The organism is Ensifer sp. ENS11, assembly GCF_014851895.1.
In the GTDB taxonomy this organism is placed as follows: Bacteria; Pseudomonadota; Alphaproteobacteria; order Rhizobiales; family Rhizobiaceae; genus Ensifer; species Ensifer canadensis.
Genome location: NZ_JACVAN010000018.1, coordinates 1 through 17,571, shown reverse-complemented (window position 1 = coordinate 17,571; position 17,571 = coordinate 1). Strand labels below are relative to the sequence as shown.

Sequence of the window (17,571 nt, the reverse complement as noted above, 5' to 3'; positions counted from 1 at the left end):
TGCTCACCTGTGTCTCATGACCACGAGGGTAATGTCGTCGTGTATTTTCTGCTTGCCGATATGCGCCATCAAGTCTTCGATGATACCTGATTTCGCATCTTCGGCGCTGCGTCCGTAGAACTGCCGCGCACTGTCGCAAAGCCGCTCGATGCCGAACAATTCGCCCGCCGCGTTCTCTGCCTCGGTCACACCATCTGTGTGCAGGATGATCATGTCGCCGCGGGCAAATGCGACCTCGCGCGTGGCGACGAAACGCGAGATATCCGACTCCAGACCGATCGGCAGGCCCAGATCCAGCGTATCGATGCGCTCCACCTCTTTGCTGTTGCGAACGACGATCAGTTCCTCGTGCTGCCCGGAAAGCGTCAGGCGGCCACCATCATAATCGAGGAATGCGAGGGAAAGGTGCTTGTCGGTGTTGGTGCGCACGATGTTCTTGTAGATCGCCCGGTTCAGGCGGTTCAGGAATTGATTGGGATCCATGTCGCCGGCTTCCTGCAAGGCACGAGCGACAGATTGGACCATCAGCATCAATACGCCGCTTTCAAGGCCGTGGCCGGTCACGTCGCCGATGCCGATCTTCAACCGTGCGCCATCGCGCAGAACATCGTAATAGTCGCCACCCACTTCGTCGGCGGGACGCATATAGGCGGCAATTTCGAGTTCTGCGATCTCGTCGAGCTCGCCGGCTTTCGGCAGCACCATCATCTGGATTTGCCGGGCGACCGCCAACTCGGCGCCCAGGCGCAGGTTCTCACTGCGCAACTGCTTATTCAGGGCGGAGATCTGCTGATTGGCCTCCTCGATCTGCTTGGTGCGCTCTTCGACGAGATGCTCGAGGTTCTCGGTGTGGAAGCTGATCTCTTCGGCCATCCGGTTGAAGGCCGTGCCGGCTTCGCCCACTTCGTCGCGCGTCGAGATAGGCACCCGGACCGAGTAGTCCTTCGCCTGGATGCGCTTGGCGGCGCCGGCAAGCGCACTGATGCCGGCGGTCACGCGCTTGGAGATGCCGAACACCGCCGCCGTCACGAAGAGCAAGGACGCAAGCAGCGCCAGGATCTGATAGGCGAGAATGCGGTTGGTCGCCTGCGAGATACCTGTCTGGGCGGCAAACAGCGACGCATAGATTTCCCGCTCGGGAACCACGATGCCGAGCGACATCGTCTCCTTGCGAACCGGGCCGGACATCCAGAAATTCTCCGGCAGCAGCTGCTTCAGGAGAACGAGATAAGGCACTTTCTCGCCGGCCTCGTCGAGCATGACGCGCTGGATCACGCCGTCCTGCCCGAGCGGTAATTGCGCAATGGCCTGCTGAGCACTCTTGCGCAGCGAGCGGTCGGCACCGGTCACACCTTGTGTGCCGGTATCGCTTGAGGTCTGCAGCCCGATCGTCTTTTCGCCGGCAGGGTTGATGGCGAGCACATTGCCGTCGGACATTGCCAGGAAGCCAAAACCGCTTTCGGCGACCTTGACGTTCTGCACGACCTCGGCCAGCTGGTCGAGCGTGATGTCGGCGCCGGCGGCGCCTGCCACCGTCTTTCGATCGCGGGACCACAGCGGCTGGAAGAAGCTGACGATGAGCTTGCCGGTGATCGCGTCGGTATAGGGCGCCGTCTGGGTAATATCGCTCGCCACCGGCCTGAGGCTCGGATCCTTCGCCCATTGCTCCCAGGATTCATAGATGCCGGGGAAGAAGAACGTCCAGAATTCAGCCTGATTGTGACCGGGATAAAGCCGATCGAAGGTTTGCGCCTGATCCGTATAGGGCGCGGTCCGGAAAATCGGCCGCTCCTTGGGGCCGATGTAGTACATCTGCAGTTTGGAGCGCCCGCTTTCCAGCAGGCTCGGCGCAACGAGGTCGAGTACCGCGCTGTTCTCAATATCCGCCTGGACGTCAGGAAGCGGATGGTGGTCCGGCCCCAGAAGATATCCCCAGACGCTGATCACAGAGAGCGGGCCGGGCAGGTTCTGAGCCCATCCGCCCTTCTCGTCGTAGACGACGGTGACGGCGCCGGGTGCGCCGCGGGCAAGGGCCTCGCCGATTTGCGATTTGCGCACCGGCCGATCGATCTGCGACTGCAGAACGCCTGCGAGCGTTCCGACATCGGTATGAACCTGGCCAAGAAGCAGGTTGACGCGGGCGGCGGTCGATTCCGCGTAGGAGCGCATATAGTCTTGGTTGGCCTTTTGCAGGCCCTGACCGACTTCCGTCGCGGCATCCCGCGACAGCCTCTGCACGTTCCAAAGGGCAAGGCCGCCGGTCACCATCAGGTCGAACAGCACGGCGCCGCCGACAACGAGCACGAACTTGGCGCGGAAGGATCTCAAGCCGAGGCGGGAGCTTGGGGTACTGGGCTCCTTCATGTCGGCTTGCGTCCCGATGCGACCCAGATCGGCCAGCCGGCATAGCCCTTGGGGTGCAGCGCGGCAAAGATGTGATCCCTGAACCCCTGCCGGAAGCGTTGGATGAACTCCGGCGGATCACCGCGCCGGACAGCCATTTCGCCGGCATAGACGTGTTCCCAGGCGGCGATCACGTCGGCGAAGTCCTGCGGATCGCCGTCGTGATTCGTCACCATGAACGATTCGACCAGGATGTCGTCGAAACCTGCATCGGCAAGGTAACGGCGGCTTTTCGGTCCGAGTTCGACGTCCATTTCAAAATGACTGAACAGTTTGGCAACTTCGTTGTAGGTCCACTGGATGCTTTGAGCGCGGGGCTCGCCGAGGCAATGGGAGTTTTTTTCATTGGTGATGTAGACACGTCCGCCGGGTTTGCAGATCCGGTAGAGCTCCTTCAGGAGCAGCTCCCGTTCGTTGAAAATCTGCAGCGAATGCCGGCAACTCACGAAGTCGAACTGGTTGTCCTCGAGCAGCATTTCTGATGCATCGCCGTAGGTGTACTCGATATCGGTGATGCCGAAGTTGGTCGCCACTTCGCGTGCATAGGCAAGACTGGCCTTGGAGTGGTCGAGGGCGACGATCCTTGCCGGCTGGAATTCCTTCTGGACGAGAACAGCAAAGTCGCCGATGCCGCAGCAGACGTCGGCCATGGCAATGCCGGGCCGCAGCCCGTGCCGAGGCAGGATCGAACGCTCGTGCCGCCAGGTCATCTTCGTCTGGGTTCTCAGGATCGGGATGAAGCTGGTGTCTTCGACGAAGCTCTGTCCGGGATAGAACGTCGAATCGTACACCTCGACTGTAATCTGCGGCTCGATCTCGTTGAGATGGCCGAACATTCTGGTGGCCCAGCCGACGACGCTCGACGTTACGATCACCACGCGCAAGTCGGCGCGGGCACGGCAGGCGTCGAGGGCAACCCGCACGAAGGCATGGAATGCGGTGTTATTCATCTGGATCAGGCGTTTCACGTCGACGTAGAGTACGCCGCGCACGCCGTCGATCGCCTGCTTGAGCATTGCGATGCTATCGGCGATCTCGTCGACCGACCGCGGCCGGATGACGCCGGCGAGCGAAAACACCTGGCTGTTGGCGTCGAACGCCGCCTTGAAACTGGGAGAAAGGCCCGCGACGCTCAACTCACCAGCCCTTCCAGCGGCAGGTCGACGATCAGCGTGACAGCGTGCAATGTGCTTTCCTCAATGCGGATGCTCGCGTCGAAATTGATGGCGAGATCAAGTAGGATGGACTCGCGACTGGGCGCCATGTCGGTCGATATGGAATCGAGATAGCGGGCATGTGCATCGCTGCGATCAACCTTCGACACCGCCTCGCGGTAGAACGGGACCTGTTCGGCTGGGCATGGGAACGTGATTTGAACCCGCTCGATCGGGCCATGTCGGTAGATCGCCAGACCGATGTGACCGCTGGCGGCGCCGCTGCGGAACGAAACTTCAAGCAGTTCGTTGAGCGCCGACGAGAAGAAGTTCGAATGCCTTACCGGATCGGTCCTGTTGTGGCTGATCATCCGGGCCAGATAGCTGGAGAGATGGTCGCAATGCTGCCACTCCGAGAGAAATGTTCCCATCTCCATTTCGAACTGGAGCAGGGGCTCAAAAATCGCTTCAGCTGGAACACTGTTACCGACGTCCATGCTTGCTTTGTCCTCCATCTGCGGAACTTTGCCACGGCCCGCAGGCACTTCTAGGCTGATTTATCAGGCACGCAAACCGGTGAGCGGCCAGGCGGCCCTTGCGCCGGTGGCCGACCCGACAGCATAGCCCCTCGCCGTGTTATGATATTTCCATCGTCGACGATTGGCGCAAGTAACTGTCGATTGTATTGGGCGGCATCGGAACACCAAGGAAATACCCCTGCAATCGATCGCAGCCTTCGTGGTCCAGCCATAGGGCCTGCGCCCGCGTTTCGACGCCTTCCGCGGTCACTGACATTCCCAGCCCGTGCGCGAGCGCGATTATCGAACGCACGATCACCTGGCTCTTCTCGTCGTTCTCCAGATCCTTGATGAAATAGCGGTCGATCTTGATCGTGTCGAACGGGAAGTTCTTGAGATAACTCAGCGATGAATAGTAGGTACCGAAATCGTCGAGCGAGATCTGAATGCCGAGGACGTTCAGCGTATTGAGCGTGTCGAGATTGTTGGTCGTCTTCTCAAGCAGAACCGATTCGGTCACTTCGAGTTCGAGCCGGTCCGCCCGCAATCCGACCATATCCAGCGTCTGCGACACGCGATCAGTGAAGCCGTCGTGCAGGAACTGCGCCGGAGACAGGTTGACGGCTACGGTAAAATGCGAGGGCCATTTGGTTGCTTCGCGGCAGGCCTGCTCAAGCACCCACTGGCCGATATCGCTCATCAGCCCATCGGCTTCGGCCATCGGCACGAAGACATTGGGCGGAATGATGCCCACCAAAGGATGACGCCACCGCACCAACGCCTCGAAACCGACAATGGTGAAAGGCGGCTTCACCAGAGGCTGATACTCGAGGGAGAACTGGTTTTCCTGAAGCGCGGTGCGCAGGCTTCGGCGCAGCATTTCCCGTTGTTCCAGCACGATCAGCATCGAACGGCTGAAGGTTTTGGCGCGGCCGCGGCCCTCCTTCTTGGCCGCATAAAGGGCGATGTCGGCGGCCTTCATCAACTGTTCGCCCTCGTTGCCATCGGGCGGGGCAACGGCGATGCCAATGCTCGCACCCACGAACGCCGAAATGCCGTCGACCGTGAAAGGCTCCTTGAAGGCGTTGACCACAGCATTGGCCAGCCGCTCGGCTTCCATAGGCTGATCGGCGTCGCGCTGAATGATCGCGAATTCGTCTCCGGCAAGCCGGTAGGCGACCTCCCCGTCGCGCAGAACGCTGCGGATGCGTTCGGCTGCCATCCTCAGTACCGCATCGCCGGCACCGTGTCCGAGCGTATCGTTGATCGGTTTGAAGTCGTCGAGGTCGATCTGCATCAGCGCCGGCTTCTTTTCATGAACCGCCGGCAATACGCTTCGCAGATCATCGCTGAACTGACGCCGGTTGGGCAAACCAGTCAGGGCATCGTGCGTCGCCTGGTGAAGCAGCAGCGCACGCTCGTTTTCGCCCTGGCTCGCGGCTTCCCGCCGGACCGATGCCCCGTCCGTCTCGATGACGCCGATGCCATGTCCGGCGCGAAAGACGAGCAGTGTCCGCCGTGATCGTTTGGGCGCATCGATGATTTCGATGCTGCGTGGAACGCCATTGGCAAGAACGGATTCTGCCATTGCCTTCGAGGCCGGCTCCAACAATTCGGGGTAGACGTGCCAGAGCGTTGCATCGACCAGTTCAGCCACCTCGTAGCTTCGCTGAAGCGCGACCGAGGCCCCGACGAGATGAAGAGCCTCGTCATAAAGCGAGATGACCTCATCGGTATTGCCAAGGACGGTATCGTCCACGGAAGACGCAGCAGACAACGTCGAGTCAGTACCTGACATTCTAGCCTTTCCCTTTCCGTCGCGGTTTTGACTGGACCGCCTGTGACCATTGATATGATCGAGACGCCGTGCTCGAAATACATGGTCGTACTATTTCAGTCGACCCTTATGCATAGCTATCGCGAAAAGTGTCGCGGTCAATGCTGCTCGCCTATGGTGCGGCTGGACACCGAAGCTCCGAGCGTCGAACCGGGTGTACAAGCACAAGAATCTTCTCTGTTCGGTTGCAATTCTGTAGCTCTTTCTATCACTTGCGGACGACGCAGGCAATTTTCGTTCGACTCAATAAGCATAGCGATATCTAGCGATCTGAAGGCTTTGCTCATCGGTCGTGGTTAAAATAGTGTTATCTTGCCAACAGCGCGGATCGTCAGCATTAACCATTTTTGGTTTGACCGGCAGGACGTTCGCATGGCTTTGCGCATCACGCAAACGCCTGGCAGTTCACGCGTTCGATCGGTTTCCAAGCAATACAGTGTAACGCTCCCACCAATGGCATAACCTCAGGTTATGCGGCTCTGCAATTTTTGTCGTCTGCCGACCAGACGTCGAATCGTTATGGTGATCCACAAGAAAAGAACGGGAACGACTGTCGTTCGCCCCGCGGCGCACGACAAACATCAAAATACATTCAGCGAACAGGACGCGGCCTGCCCGGCGCAGGGTCGATCCGTGCCTGCAGTGGAGCGAAATCGTCATGGATGGCGCTGTCTTGCACTTGGGGAGTGGCAAACCGACAATGACTGAAGACGATGCTCTGGCCGCCAAAAGGATGCCTTCCGCAAAAGGCCGGGCGCGAAAGCCGCTTATCAAGCTCGACAAGTTGAGCAAACACTACGGCAATCACACGGTGCTCGACGGCATTGACCTTGAGGTGATGCCCGGAGAGGTGCTGGCGATCATCGGCCCGAGCGGCTCCGGCAAGAGCACGCTGCTGCGCTGCATCAACTATCTCGAGCCGCCGGATGGCGGCCATGTCACTATCGGCGACATCTCGCTCAACGCGGCCGCACCCGCCGGGCGATTGGAACTTTCGACCCTGCGCCGCAGCGTCGGCATGGTCTTCCAGTCCTTCAACCTCTTTCCGCATATGACGGTGTTGCGAAATGTCAGCCTGGCGCAGGAGCGCGTGCTCGGACGCAGCCGCAGAAACGCCGACGACCGGTCGATGCAATTGCTGAAGCGTGTCGGCCTGGCCGACAAGGCGCAACAGTATCCCGGCCGCTGTTCCGGCGGCCAGCAGCAGCGCATCGCCATTGCGAGAGCGCTCGCACTCGACCCTGAAGTGATGCTGTTCGACGAGCCGACCTCTGCGCTCGATCCCGAACTCGGCCTCGAAGTCCTCGCTGTCATGCGGGAACTGGCAGAAACCGGCATGACGATGATCGTTGTCACTCACGAAATGAGCTTTGCCGAGAATGTTTCCGACACGGTGATGATCATGGCCGATGGCAAGATCATCGAGAAGGGGCCGTCGGCAGACGTCATGCGCAATCCGCAGCAGGAGCGCACCAAGCGCTTCCTTCGGGCGGTGCACGACCGATGAGCACGGCCGACGTCTTCGCCATATTGCGCGGGCTCCCCTGGACGGTCGCCCTGACGCTCGGCGCGTTCTTGGCCGGCGCCGTGCTTGGGATGCCGCTGGTGGCGGCCAGGCAGAGCCGCATCCTGCCGCTGCGGATCGTGGCGATGGTGCTCATCCAGATCGTGCGCGGCATTCCGCCGATCCTCTGGCTGTTCATCATCTTCTTCGGCCTGGGAATGAGCGTCTTCCCGATCAGCCCGTTCAACGCGGCGCTGGCCGGGCTCGGCTTGATCGCGGCTGCCAACATGGCGGAAATCTACCGCGGCGCGCTGGCCTCGATACACTTCGGCCAATGGGAGGCGTCGTCGGCGCTGAACCTTGGCCGCTGGTCCACGCTGACCGACGTCGTCGCCCCGCAGGCCTTCCGCGTCGCTCTGCCTTCGGCGGCGAGCTACCTGATCGGCCTGATGAAAGAGACGGCCGTGGCTTCGACCATTGGCGTCAGCGAACTTGCCTTCCAGGGCAACCAGCTGTCGCAACTGACATTCCGCGGTCTCGAAGTCTTCGCTCTGGTCGGCATGTTCTACATCCTTTTGAGCCTGCCGGTCGCCTGGCTGTCGCGCGTCGCCGACAGCTATCTGCAAGCAAAGGTGGCCCGCTGATGTTGCCGAGCTACGAAGAACTCTCCGCCTGGCTCCCCGATCTCCTGTCGGGTCTGTCGATCAGCCTGCAGGTCACGGTGCTCAGCCTCTTGATCGGCATTCCGTTCGGGCTGCTGCTTGCACTTGGCGTGCTCGCCAAGAGCCGGTTGACAAAGATACTGGCTCTGTTCCTGGTCGAGGTCGGCCGCGGCGCGCCGGCGCTGGTGCTGCTGCAGTTCATCTATTTCGGCCTGCCGACATCGGGCCTGACGCTCGGGTCCTTCACCGCGGCCGTCATCGCGCTTGCCTGGAACACCGGCGCCTATACCAGCGAGATCATTCGCGCCAGCCTGCAGTCGATCCCGCATGGCCAGCGCGAGGCGGCCGTCGCAATTGGTCTCAATCGACTGGATGCCTTGCGCTACGTCCTGCTGCCGCAGGGCTTGCGCGTCGCGCTTCCGGCGCTGCTCGCCTTCTCGATCCTGATCTTCCAGGGCACGTCGCTGTGCTTCACCATCGCGCTGCCGGAACTCGTCAGCCGCGCCTATGAAATCGGCTCGAACACCTTCCGTTATTTCCCGGCGCTGCTAGCCGCCGGCGTTCTCTACGCCTCGATCTCCATCCCCGCCGCTCTCCTCGTCAGTCATGTCGAAAAGCGCGCCGGCTCCTACGCGCAACGCTGAACCAACACCACGAAAGGGCATTCAGGCATGACCACATTTGCGACCAAAACCCGCCTTCTGCTGACCGGCATCGCCGGCCTCCTCGTATCGAGCCAGGTGGCGCTTGCGCAGGATTGCACACCGAAACACACCTTCGCCACCATCGAAGAGGGTACGCTCACGGTTGCCGTCACAACCTATGTGCCGCATTCCTACCTGGACGACAGCGGCAACATGAAGGGCATCGACGGCGATATCGCTGCGGAATTTGCCAAGCGCGAATGCCTGAAGGTGAAGGCGGTCGCCGTCGATCCGGCCGCCGCCATCCAGTACGTGCTTTCGGGTCAGGCCGATATCGCCACCGGCGACTGGTACCGCACGGCCGAGCGCGCCAAGGTCATGAACCTCTCGGCGCCGCTCTACACCGATCAGATGGCAATCTATTCCAAGAACGGCTTCGCGGATGTCGGCGACCTTGAAGACAAACAGGTCGGCACAGTGCAGGGCTATCTCTGGGTCACCGACCTGAAGACCATGCTCGGTTCCAAGCTGAGGCTCTATCCGAATTCGGTCAACATGCAGCAGGACCTGTTCTCCGGCCGCATCGACGTGGCGGTGGACGGCTATTCGACCGGCGTCGTCGCTGAAAAGAACGGTGCGCTCAAGGACGTCAAGGTCAAGGTCGCTGCCTCCGACGACCGGGTGAGGGCGACCAAGGAAGCCGCACAGGCCGCGTTCCCTTATTCCTTCAACGCCAAGGAACTGGGTGTCGCGCTGGATGCCGGGATCGAGGCGATGCATGCGGATGGCACCATCGTCGGCATCCTGAAATCCTACGGCCTTGACGGTACGGCGGCCGAGACCGGCGCGCCGCGCCTGGTCCAGTAATATAGTTGCCAGCCGCAACAGGTTGCGGGAGCCGCTAGGCTCCCGTCCCCCCTCCCGGCAGGTATGCCGGTTAGCGAACAATTTGATATCGGAGACAAGACGATGACTGTCTACACAGTCACGCGGAAGACGCAGTCGTGGTACGGGGAGCAGATCGGCATCCTCATCCTCGATGCTGCGTACCCCTGCGTGCCCGGCAATGTCGGCAACGCCACCACCTATGACTTTCCGGTCCGCTTCCAGGAGGTGCGCGGCGCCTCGATCGACCGGCTGCTCAACCAGCGCGATCCCGCACTTCGCGACGTCTTCATCGAAGCGGCCGTCGAATTGCAGAACCGCGGCGTCAAGGCGATCACCGGCGCCTGTGGTTTCATGGCCTATTTCCAGGAAGAGGTTGCAGCCGCGGTCGATATTCCGGTGTTTCTGTCGAGCCTGATGCAGATCCCGTTCATGCATGCGGCCGCCGGCGGCAGCGTCGGCATCATCACGGCCAATGCTAGCCGACTGACGCCGCGCCACTTCGAGGCGAGCAACGTGCCAGGGCATATCCCTCTTGCGATTGCCGGCATGGAAGGGCAGACGGAATTCCGCGAAGCCATTCTTGAGGAGAAAGGCACGCTCGACAGCGCTCAGATCGAGCGGGAAGTGACCGAGGTTGCCCGCAAACTCGTCGAGGATAACCCGGATGTTCGCTCCATTCTGCTCGAATGCAGCGATCTGCCGCCCTATGCTCATGCGGTGCAGACGGCGACCGGTCGACCGGTCTTCGACTTCATAACCATGATCAACCACGTCCAGCAAAGCGTCGCCCGCCGGAGCCACCACGGCCACATGTGATCGGCGCCAGCGGCAAACACGTGCGATAAACCAGGAACCACTGATGTCCATGGACCACTATTACCTTCTCGGGCGCTCGGGCTTGCGGGTCAGCCGGGTCGCGCTCGGAACGATGACCTTCGGCAATGGCGGCATTCGGGGTATCGGCGGTTCGTGGGGATCGGACGAGGATGCCGCGCGCGCGATCTTCAACCGTTACCTCGAGATCGGCGGTAACTTCATCGACACGGCCGATTCTTACGCGGCTGGCGTCAGCGAGGAACTGATCGGCAAGTTCGTCGCCGAGGCGGGCATACGCGACCGGGTGGTGATTTCCACCAAGTTTTCCAACAACGTCGAGCCCGGCAATCCGAATGCCGGCGGCAACGGCCGCAAGAACCTGATGCGCGCCGTCGACGCCTCATTGCGGCGGCTGAAAACGGACTACATCGACCTCTATCTGCTGCACACCTGGGATCGGATCACACCGGCCGAAGAGGTCATGCGGACATTCGACGATCTCGTGCGCGCGGGCAAGATCCGCTACGCCGGGCTTTCCGACGTGCCGGGCTGGTATGCGGCACGCGCCCAGACCTGGGCGGAGGCGCATGCGCTGACGCCGCCGATCTGCCTGCAGCTACCGTATTCGCTGGCCGAACGCAGCATCGAGAACGAATTCGTGCCGCTCGCCCAGACGCTTGGCCTCGGCATCACCGCCTGGAGTCCACTCGCCATGGGCTTGCTCTCCGGCAAATACCGGGCCGGCCAGCAGGCCGCAGGGCGGCTTTCGCTCGACGCCTCCGGCAGCGGGCTCGGGCTCTTTACCGAACGCAATAGGCGCATTGTCGCTGCGCTCGAAGCGGTTGCCGGCGAGGTCGGCCGCAGCATGGCGCAAATCGCCCTGAACTGGGTGGTGACGCAGCCCGGCGTCGGTGCTGCCATCATCGGCGCAAGCCGGATCGAGCAGCTCGACGACAATCTGGCTGCACTGGATTTTTCGATTCCCGTCGAGTTGCGCCGGCAGTTGCAGGCGGCAAGTGCGGTTGAACCCGTCTACCCTTATTCGCTGTTTGCCGACGATTACCAGGCCGGCATTCTCAATGCCGGCGTCGCGGTCGGCGACAAGCCGCGCGGGTATTACAGCGAGACCTTTCTGCCCAGGGTCACCGACTACGTCTTTGGCCAGTCGAAATCCAAGAGCTGAGCCGCAACGGCGCGCCATTCCGGCCACCGTTATCACGAAAGGAAAGAGGCATGACCGTGATGCCCGCAAACCTGACATCAACAGGCACCGCTGCCTCATTCGTCCTGACGCTCGCCTGCGACGACCAGCCCGGCATCGTTGCCGCGGTGACGACCGAGCTTGCGGCGATCGGCGGCAACATCGTCGAAAGCAATCAGTTCCGCGACGTCGAGACCAACTGCTTCTTCATGCGCATTGCCTTTACCGGTCCGTTGGGCATGTCGCGAGACGGTGTCGAGCGGGCGCTGAAACCGGCGATCGATCGCTTCGGCATGAGGGCCACGGTTGCCGACGCGACACGGCGGCCGAAGATCATCGTGATGGTCTCGAGGTTCGATCATGCGATGCTGCATCTGCTCTACCAGATCCGCGTCGGCTGGCTGAATGCCGAGGTGGTCGCCATCGTCTCCAATCATGACGACAGCGCAAGGACCTCCGAGCTCGGAGGTATCCCCTATCACCACTGGAAAGTGACGAAGGACAACAAGGCCGAACAGGAGCAGCGGCTGATCGATCTGGCGCGTGAGACGGAGGCCGACCTCGTTATCCTCGCCCGCTACATGCAGGTCCTTACGGACAACCTGTCGAACCGGCTCTACGGCAGGATCATCAATATCCACCATTCGTTCCTGCCGTCCTTCAAGGGCGCCAAGCCCTATCACCAGGCCCATGCGCGCGGCGTCAAGCTGATCGGGGCGACCGCGCATTATGTCACGCCCGACCTCGACGAGGGCCCGATCATCGAGCAGGAGACGGAGCGGGTCAGCCATTCGATGAGTGCCGAGGATTTTGTCGCCACCGGCCGCGATATCGAAAGCCGGGTTCTCGCCCGGGCGGTGAAGATGCACCTGGAAAACCGCGTCATGCTCAACGGCCACAGGACGGTGGTCTTTACACAGTGATGGCGGCGTTATCATTGTCATGATTGATGGAAGTTGCGGGAAAAGACGAGCGACACCCCCGCACGAAGGACCTGAACGATGCTGAATGATCCCCGCTCCCATGGGCTTTGGGAAAAGACCGCCCCGCCGCCGCCGGTCACCGGCCCGCTTGCCGCTGACGCATTCGCCGATGTGGTCGTCGTCGGCGGCGGCTTCACCGGCATTTCGGCTGCCCTGCATCTGGCGGAAGCCGGCCGCAGCGTCATCCTGCTCGAGGGGGCGGAGATCGGCTTTGGCGGTGCGGGCCGAAATGTCGGTCTGATCAATGCCGGCATGTGGGTGATGCCTGACGATCTACCAGGCGAGCTCGGCGATGTGCATGGAGAGCGGCTGCTGGATCTGCTCGGCAACGGGCCGCGCGTCGTGATCGACCTGATCGACAAGCACGCGATCGCCTGCGAACTCGAACGCAACGGCACGCTGCACTGTGCCGTCGGCGATGCCGGCCTGAGGGAGATCAAGGACCGTGCGTCGCAATGGCAAAAGCGCGGCGCGCCGGTCGAACTTCTCGATGCGGCCGAGACCGCCGCAAGGATCGGCACGGCCGCCTATGCCGGCGCCCTGCTCGACAGACGGGCGGGCACCTTGCAGCCGCTCGCCTATGTGCGCGGCCTGGCGCATGCGGCCCAGCGCGCCGGCGTTGTCCTGCACACTTCGAGCCGGGTCGTCTCGACGGAGCGGATCGGCAGTGGCTGGAAGGTGGTGACCGACAGGGCGTCCGTGACGGCGGACTGGATCATCGTCGCGACTGATGCCTATAGCACCGGCCCATGGGAACGGGTGCGGACCGAGCAGGTGTATCTGCCCTATTTCAATCTTGCGACGCGGCCGCTCGCACCCGACTTGCTCTCGAGTATTCTGCCCAACCGCGAAGGCGTTTGGGACACCAAGGAAATCCTTTCGTCCTTCCGCATGGACAAGGCGGGCAGGCTGGTGTTCGGCAGCGTCGGTGCCTTGCGCAACGGCGGTGCGGCCGTCCACAAGGCCTGGGCCCGCCGCTCGCTTGCCCGGCTTTTCCCGCAATTGGGCAAGGTCGATTTCGAGTGCGAATGGTACGGCCAGATCGGCATGACCACCAATGCATTGCCACGGTTCCACCGCTTCGCGCCGAATGTCGTCGGCTTTTCCGGCTATAACGGTCGTGGCATCGCGCCGGGAACGGTGTTCGGCCGGGTGCTGGCGCGTCACATCCTGGGCGAGATCACCGAGGCGGAGCTGCCGCTGCCGCTCAGCGACCCGAGCGATCCGCCGATGCGGCGTCTGAAGGAAGTCTATTACGAGGCAGGAGCCCAGGTCGCCCACTTCGTCGGCGAGCGGTTCTAACCAACCTCGTCGGCGAAAATGTCGGCGTCGGCATTCTGCTCCATCAGCCAGTCGCGAAAGATCTCGGTGCCCCGCTTCGGCGGGCGCTGGGAAGGCATGACGATATGGATGCTCTGGCCAGAGTGATAGCTCGCCCGGATCGGGCAGACGAGCTTGCCCGCCTTCAGGTGGTCGTGCACCAGATGCTTCCAGCCGAGCGCGACGCCTTGCCCGTGCACGGCTGCCTCGATCGAATTGAGTGCATCGGTGAAGACGAAATCCTGCGTCAGCTTGGCGGCCGAGACTTCATTGCGCTCGAGATATTCCCGCCAACCGACGCGTGAGCGATGTCGCTCCTCGAAATGCAGCAGCGTGTGGTTGAGCAGGTCGGCTGGGGTTTCGATCGGCCCATGCTCTCTCAGATAGGCGGGGCTGCACACCGGCCAGACTTCCTCGGTGACGAAATGCCAGGCGTGAATACCCGGCCATTTGCCGGTCCCGAGCCGGGCAGAAAGATCGATATCCTCCTCCAAGAGGTCCTGGTCGTCGCGGCTGCTTTCGGCAATGCGCAAGGCGATATCAGGATGCTGCGCCTTGAAGGCCTTCAGCCTGGGAAGAAGCCACAATTGCACGAAGGATGCGGAGAACGAGACGCGCACGATATCACGCGAGTGCTTTTGCCTCAGCGACGAGATCACCATGTGCAGATGGTCGAACGCTTCCTGGGTTTCCTTGTAGAGCCGTTTGCCCTCGGCCGTCAGTTCCAGCCGGGCGTGTTCGCGGCGGAAGAGTTTCAGGCCGGTCGCCTCTTCCAGGAGTCGGATCGTCTTGCTGACGGCCGGCTGGCTGACATTCAGCTCTTCCGCAGCACCGGTAAAGCTCTGCCGCCGGGCGGCGGCCTCAAAGACGAAGAGATAGTTGGCGGAGGGGACGAGCGAGCGGAGTCTATGCATAAACTGAGGTTATGCCCCCGGACAATTTTTAGCAAGATTACAAGCGTGCCAGCCGTTTGTAAGTTGCTGAAAATTCCACATAAGGGAACCTCTTTATGCAAACTCATGCACGGGCTGTGGTCATCGGTGGCGGTTGCGTCGGCGCAGCCATTCTCTACGGTCTGACGAAGCGCGGCTGGACCGATGTCGCGCTGCTCGAACGCACGCAGCTGACAGCCGGCTCGACCTGGCACGCCGCCGGCCTCATTCCGTCCTATGCCCGCAGCATCAATATCGGCCGCATGATCGCCAAGACCATCGAGATCTACGAGGGCCTCGAAGCCGAAACCGGCCAGCATGTCGGTTGGCACAAATGCGGCCAGTTGCGCATCGCCAATACCCGCGACCGTTTCGACGAGTACAAGAGCTACATGAGCGTTGCCGAGGTTCAGGGCATTCGCGCCGAACTCGTCTCACCGGCGGAAGCCCGCGAACTCTGGCCGCTGCTTGAGAACAACAAGGAGATGCTCGGCGCGCTCTATCATCCTGATGACGGTCACATCGCGCCGGCCGACGTCACCCAGGCGATGGCCAAGGGCGCGCGCGATCGCGGCGCCAAGATCTATCTCAACACGGAGGTGCGCGGCTTCGAGCGCATGCCGAGCGGCGAATGGAAGATCAAGACCAACCAGGGCGAGATCATCTGCGAACATATCATTTCGGCGACGGGCAACTATGCGCGCCAGACCGGCGCGATGCTCGGACTCGAAATCCCAGCGATCCCGATCGTCCACCAATACTGGATCACCGATGCCGTCCCTGAAGTGATCGAGCGCAAGCGCCAGGGCCTGCCGGAGATGCCGATCCTGCGCGACGAGGGGTTCGAGGGCTACCTGCGCGAGGAGGGCGACGGCCTGATGTTCGGTCCCTACGAGAAGACAGAGCATCTGAAGCTGTTTGCCGAAAACGGCGTGCCGGAATGGTTCGGCGCCGACCTGCTGGAAGAGGATTTCGATTCGGTCGCCTGGAACTGGGAGCGGGCAATGGACCTCGTGCCGGCGCTCGGTCGCGTCGGCATCAAGGCCAATGTCCGCGGTCCCTTCCAAATGACTGCCGACGAACTGCCGCTGGTGGGGCCGGCCTGGGGGCTCGACAATGTCTGGATCGCCGAAGGCGTGCCCGGCGGCATCCTCTGGGGTGGCGCGATCGGTTACTATCTCTCCGAGCGTATCGTCGAAGGCGGCAACAGCCTCGATACCTCCGAGCTCGACCCGCGCCGCTTCGGCGACTACGCCAACAAGAATTGGACGCGCGAAAAGGTGCGCGAAGCCTGGGGCACCCATGCCGAACAGCACTATCCCGGTCAGGACATGCCGGCCGCCCGGCCGCAGAAGACTGCACCGTCCTATGATCGGTTGACCGAGAAGGGCGCCGTCTGGAGTGTACTCAACGGCTGGGAAATGCCGAACTGGTTCGCGCCTGAGGGCGTAGAAGCTAAGGATCAGTACAGCTGGCGCTGGACCGAGAAGGGCAAATATGTCGGCGAGGAGGTTCACGCCGTCAGAAATGCCGTCGGCCTCGTCGAAATGACGCCGATGACGAAGTTCGAAGTGAGTGGCCCCGGCGCCGAAGCCTGGCTTGACGGCATCCTTGCCAACCGTTTGCCGAAGACCGGCCGCGTCAACCTCAGCCATCATCTGACCCCGAAGGGTGGTGTCCAGGCGGAATATGTCGTCGCCCGGCTGAAAGACGGCTCGTTCTACCTGATTTCGACGCCGCGAGCCGAGCGCTGGAATTTCGACGATCTGTCGAAGCTTCTGCCTAGGGATGGCAGCGTCCAGCTTCGCAATGTCACCAACGATCGCGGCTGCTTCACCATCGTTGGCCCGAAGGCGCGCGACGTGCTGCAATCGCTGACCGAGATCGATCTCTCCAACGAGGCGTTCCCATGGTTCGGGGTGCAATCGGGCACGGTGGGGCTCGCCAGCGACGTCCGCCTGCTGCGCGTCAACTACGAGGGCGAACTCGGCTGGGAACTCTATCATCCGCTCTGCTACCAGCGACACCTGCTCGATGCGCTGCTAGCCGCCGGTAAGGCCCATGGCCTGAGGCTGATCGGACTGCAGGCGCTGGAATCGCTGCGTCTCGAAAAGTCCTACCGGGCGATGTATCGCGACATGAACCCGGAACTCAGCGCCTGGGAAAGCAGCCTCGATCGCTTCGTGCGCCTCGACAAGGGCGAGTTCATCGGCCGCGACGCTCTGGCAAAGGCAAAGGAAGAGGGCATTGCCCGTCGTTCCTTCACCATCGCGATCGACACCGATGGCGCAAGCTCGCTGATTTATGAGGGCGTCTACCACCAGGGCAAGCTGGTCGGGCGCATCACCTCGGGCGGTTATGCCTACACGCTCGGCCACGACGTCGCCTTCGCATTACTGCCGGTCGAGCTTGGCGTTCCGGGGACGGAGCTCGAAGTCCCGATCCTCGGCGAGCGGCGCAAGGCCCGCGTCATCGCGGAATCGCCCTATGATCCCGAAGCTAAGCGCGGGCGGATGTAACCACCGTCAGCAGACAACGAAAATTGCCGGAAAGGGTTGGCCATGAAAATACTTGTGACGGTTAAGCGGGTGGTTGACTACAACGTCAAGATCCGGGTGAAGGCTGACGGCTCGGGTGTCGAGCTTGCCAACGTGAAGATGTCGATGAACCCGTTCGACGAGATCTCGGTGGAAGAGGCGCTGCGGCTGA

At 61.8% G+C, this 17,571-nt stretch carries 14 protein-coding genes; 9 read left to right on the top strand and 5 right to left on the bottom strand.

The features are described 5' to 3' along the window. Positions 1-3 precede the first annotated feature (3 nt). The 4 genes from IB264_RS25965 to IB264_RS25950 form a co-directional block, all read right to left on the bottom strand. Positions 4-2,364, bottom strand: a complete 2,361-nt coding sequence (locus IB264_RS25965) for a SpoIIE family protein phosphatase (protein ID WP_025428305.1) — start codon at positions 2,362-2,364, stop codon at positions 4-6. Then, positions 2,361-3,539: a class I SAM-dependent methyltransferase gene (locus IB264_RS25960; protein ID WP_025428306.1), complete on the bottom strand. Its 1,179-nt coding sequence runs from the start codon at positions 3,537-3,539 to the stop codon at positions 2,361-2,363. The genes IB264_RS25965 and IB264_RS25960 overlap by 4 nt, the downstream gene beginning before the upstream one ends. Further along, positions 3,536-4,054, bottom strand: a complete 519-nt coding sequence (locus tag IB264_RS25955) for a hypothetical protein (protein WP_025428307.1) — start codon at positions 4,052-4,054, stop codon at positions 3,536-3,538. The genes IB264_RS25960 and IB264_RS25955 overlap by 4 nt, the downstream gene beginning before the upstream one ends. Before the next feature lie 139 nt (positions 4,055-4,193). Continuing rightward, a complete protein-coding gene (locus tag IB264_RS25950) occupies positions 4,194-5,873 on the bottom strand; it encodes a bifunctional diguanylate cyclase/phosphodiesterase (protein ID WP_025428308.1) in 1,680 nt (559 codons plus the stop codon). Positions 5,874-6,645: 772 nt separating this feature from the next. Between IB264_RS25950 and IB264_RS25945 the strand changes: the two genes are divergently transcribed. The 8 genes from IB264_RS25945 to IB264_RS25910 all read left to right on the top strand — a co-directional run bounded on the left by IB264_RS25945 (position 6,646) and on the right by IB264_RS25910 (position 13,912). Next, a complete protein-coding gene (locus IB264_RS25945) occupies positions 6,646-7,419 on the top strand; it encodes an amino acid ABC transporter ATP-binding protein (protein WP_192434412.1) in 774 nt (257 codons plus the stop codon). Beyond that, positions 7,416-8,060: an amino acid ABC transporter permease gene (locus IB264_RS25940; protein WP_025428310.1), complete on the top strand. Its 645-nt coding sequence runs from the start codon at positions 7,416-7,418 to the stop codon at positions 8,058-8,060. The genes IB264_RS25945 and IB264_RS25940 overlap by 4 nt, the downstream gene beginning before the upstream one ends. After that, a complete protein-coding gene (locus tag IB264_RS25935; protein WP_025428311.1) occupies positions 8,060-8,722 on the top strand; it encodes an amino acid ABC transporter permease in 663 nt (220 codons plus the stop codon). Before IB264_RS25940 ends, IB264_RS25935 begins: the two co-directional genes overlap by 1 nt. 27 nt (positions 8,723-8,749) lie before the next feature. Continuing rightward, entirely contained in the window at positions 8,750-9,589 is an 840-nt protein-coding gene (locus IB264_RS25930; RefSeq protein ID WP_057207345.1) for a transporter substrate-binding domain-containing protein, read from the top strand. A gap of 102 nt (positions 9,590-9,691) precedes the next feature. Continuing rightward, positions 9,692-10,426, top strand: coding sequence for an aspartate/glutamate racemase family protein (locus IB264_RS25925; protein WP_025428313.1), 735 nt, complete (start codon positions 9,692-9,694; stop codon positions 10,424-10,426). A gap of 43 nt (positions 10,427-10,469) precedes the next feature. Continuing rightward, positions 10,470-11,609 (top strand): aldo/keto reductase, encoded by a 1,140-nt coding sequence (locus IB264_RS25920; protein WP_057225007.1) that lies wholly within the window; start codon positions 10,470-10,472, stop codon positions 11,607-11,609. Between the two features lie 50 nt (positions 11,610-11,659). After that, entirely contained in the window at positions 11,660-12,550 is an 891-nt protein-coding gene (gene purU, locus IB264_RS25915; RefSeq protein WP_025428315.1) for a formyltetrahydrofolate deformylase, read from the top strand. Between the two features lie 78 nt (positions 12,551-12,628). Next, a complete protein-coding gene (locus IB264_RS25910; protein WP_057225005.1) occupies positions 12,629-13,912 on the top strand; it encodes an FAD-binding oxidoreductase in 1,284 nt (427 codons plus the stop codon). On the opposite strand, the gene IB264_RS25905 is transcribed toward IB264_RS25910, so the two are convergent. Then, entirely contained in the window at positions 13,909-14,844 is a 936-nt protein-coding gene (locus IB264_RS25905; protein WP_057207341.1) for a LysR substrate-binding domain-containing protein, read from the bottom strand. The two genes, IB264_RS25910 and IB264_RS25905, sit on opposite strands and share 4 nt — an antisense overlap. A gap of 95 nt (positions 14,845-14,939) precedes the next feature. Here IB264_RS25905 and IB264_RS25900 point away from each other — a divergent pair, with 95 nt between their 5' ends. Continuing rightward, entirely contained in the window at positions 14,940-17,381 is a 2,442-nt protein-coding gene (locus tag IB264_RS25900) for an FAD-dependent oxidoreductase (RefSeq protein WP_025428318.1), read from the top strand. The last annotated feature ends 190 nt before the right edge of the window (positions 17,382-17,571 follow it).

Excerpts from the sequence above, each read along its gene's own strand:
- IB264_RS25965 (WP_025428305.1), bottom strand. The coding sequence starts at position 2,364 with ATGAAGGAGCCCAGTACCCCAAGCTCCCGCCTCGGCTTGAGATCCTTC.
- IB264_RS25955 (WP_025428307.1), bottom strand. The coding sequence starts at position 4,054 with ATGGACGTCGGTAACAGTGTTCCAGCTGAAGCGATTTTTGAGCCCCTG.
- IB264_RS25950 (WP_025428308.1), bottom strand. The coding sequence starts at position 5,873 with ATGTCAGGTACTGACTCGACGTTGTCTGCTGCGTCTTCCGTGGACGAT.
- IB264_RS25945 (WP_192434412.1), top strand. The coding sequence starts at position 6,646 with ATGCCTTCCGCAAAAGGCCGGGCGCGAAAGCCGCTTATCAAGCTCGAC.
- IB264_RS25940 (WP_025428310.1), top strand. The coding sequence starts at position 7,416 with ATGAGCACGGCCGACGTCTTCGCCATATTGCGCGGGCTCCCCTGGACG.
- IB264_RS25935 (WP_025428311.1), top strand. The coding sequence starts at position 8,060 with ATGTTGCCGAGCTACGAAGAACTCTCCGCCTGGCTCCCCGATCTCCTG.
- IB264_RS25930 (WP_057207345.1), top strand. The coding sequence starts at position 8,750 with ATGACCACATTTGCGACCAAAACCCGCCTTCTGCTGACCGGCATCGCC.
- IB264_RS25925 (WP_025428313.1), top strand. The coding sequence starts at position 9,692 with ATGACTGTCTACACAGTCACGCGGAAGACGCAGTCGTGGTACGGGGAG.
- IB264_RS25920 (WP_057225007.1), top strand. The coding sequence starts at position 10,470 with ATGTCCATGGACCACTATTACCTTCTCGGGCGCTCGGGCTTGCGGGTC.
- purU (WP_025428315.1), top strand. The coding sequence starts at position 11,660 with ATGACCGTGATGCCCGCAAACCTGACATCAACAGGCACCGCTGCCTCA.
- IB264_RS25910 (WP_057225005.1), top strand. The coding sequence starts at position 12,629 with ATGCTGAATGATCCCCGCTCCCATGGGCTTTGGGAAAAGACCGCCCCG.
- IB264_RS25905 (WP_057207341.1), bottom strand. The coding sequence starts at position 14,844 with ATGCATAGACTCCGCTCGCTCGTCCCCTCCGCCAACTATCTCTTCGTC.
- IB264_RS25900 (WP_025428318.1), top strand. The coding sequence starts at position 14,940 with ATGCAAACTCATGCACGGGCTGTGGTCATCGGTGGCGGTTGCGTCGGC.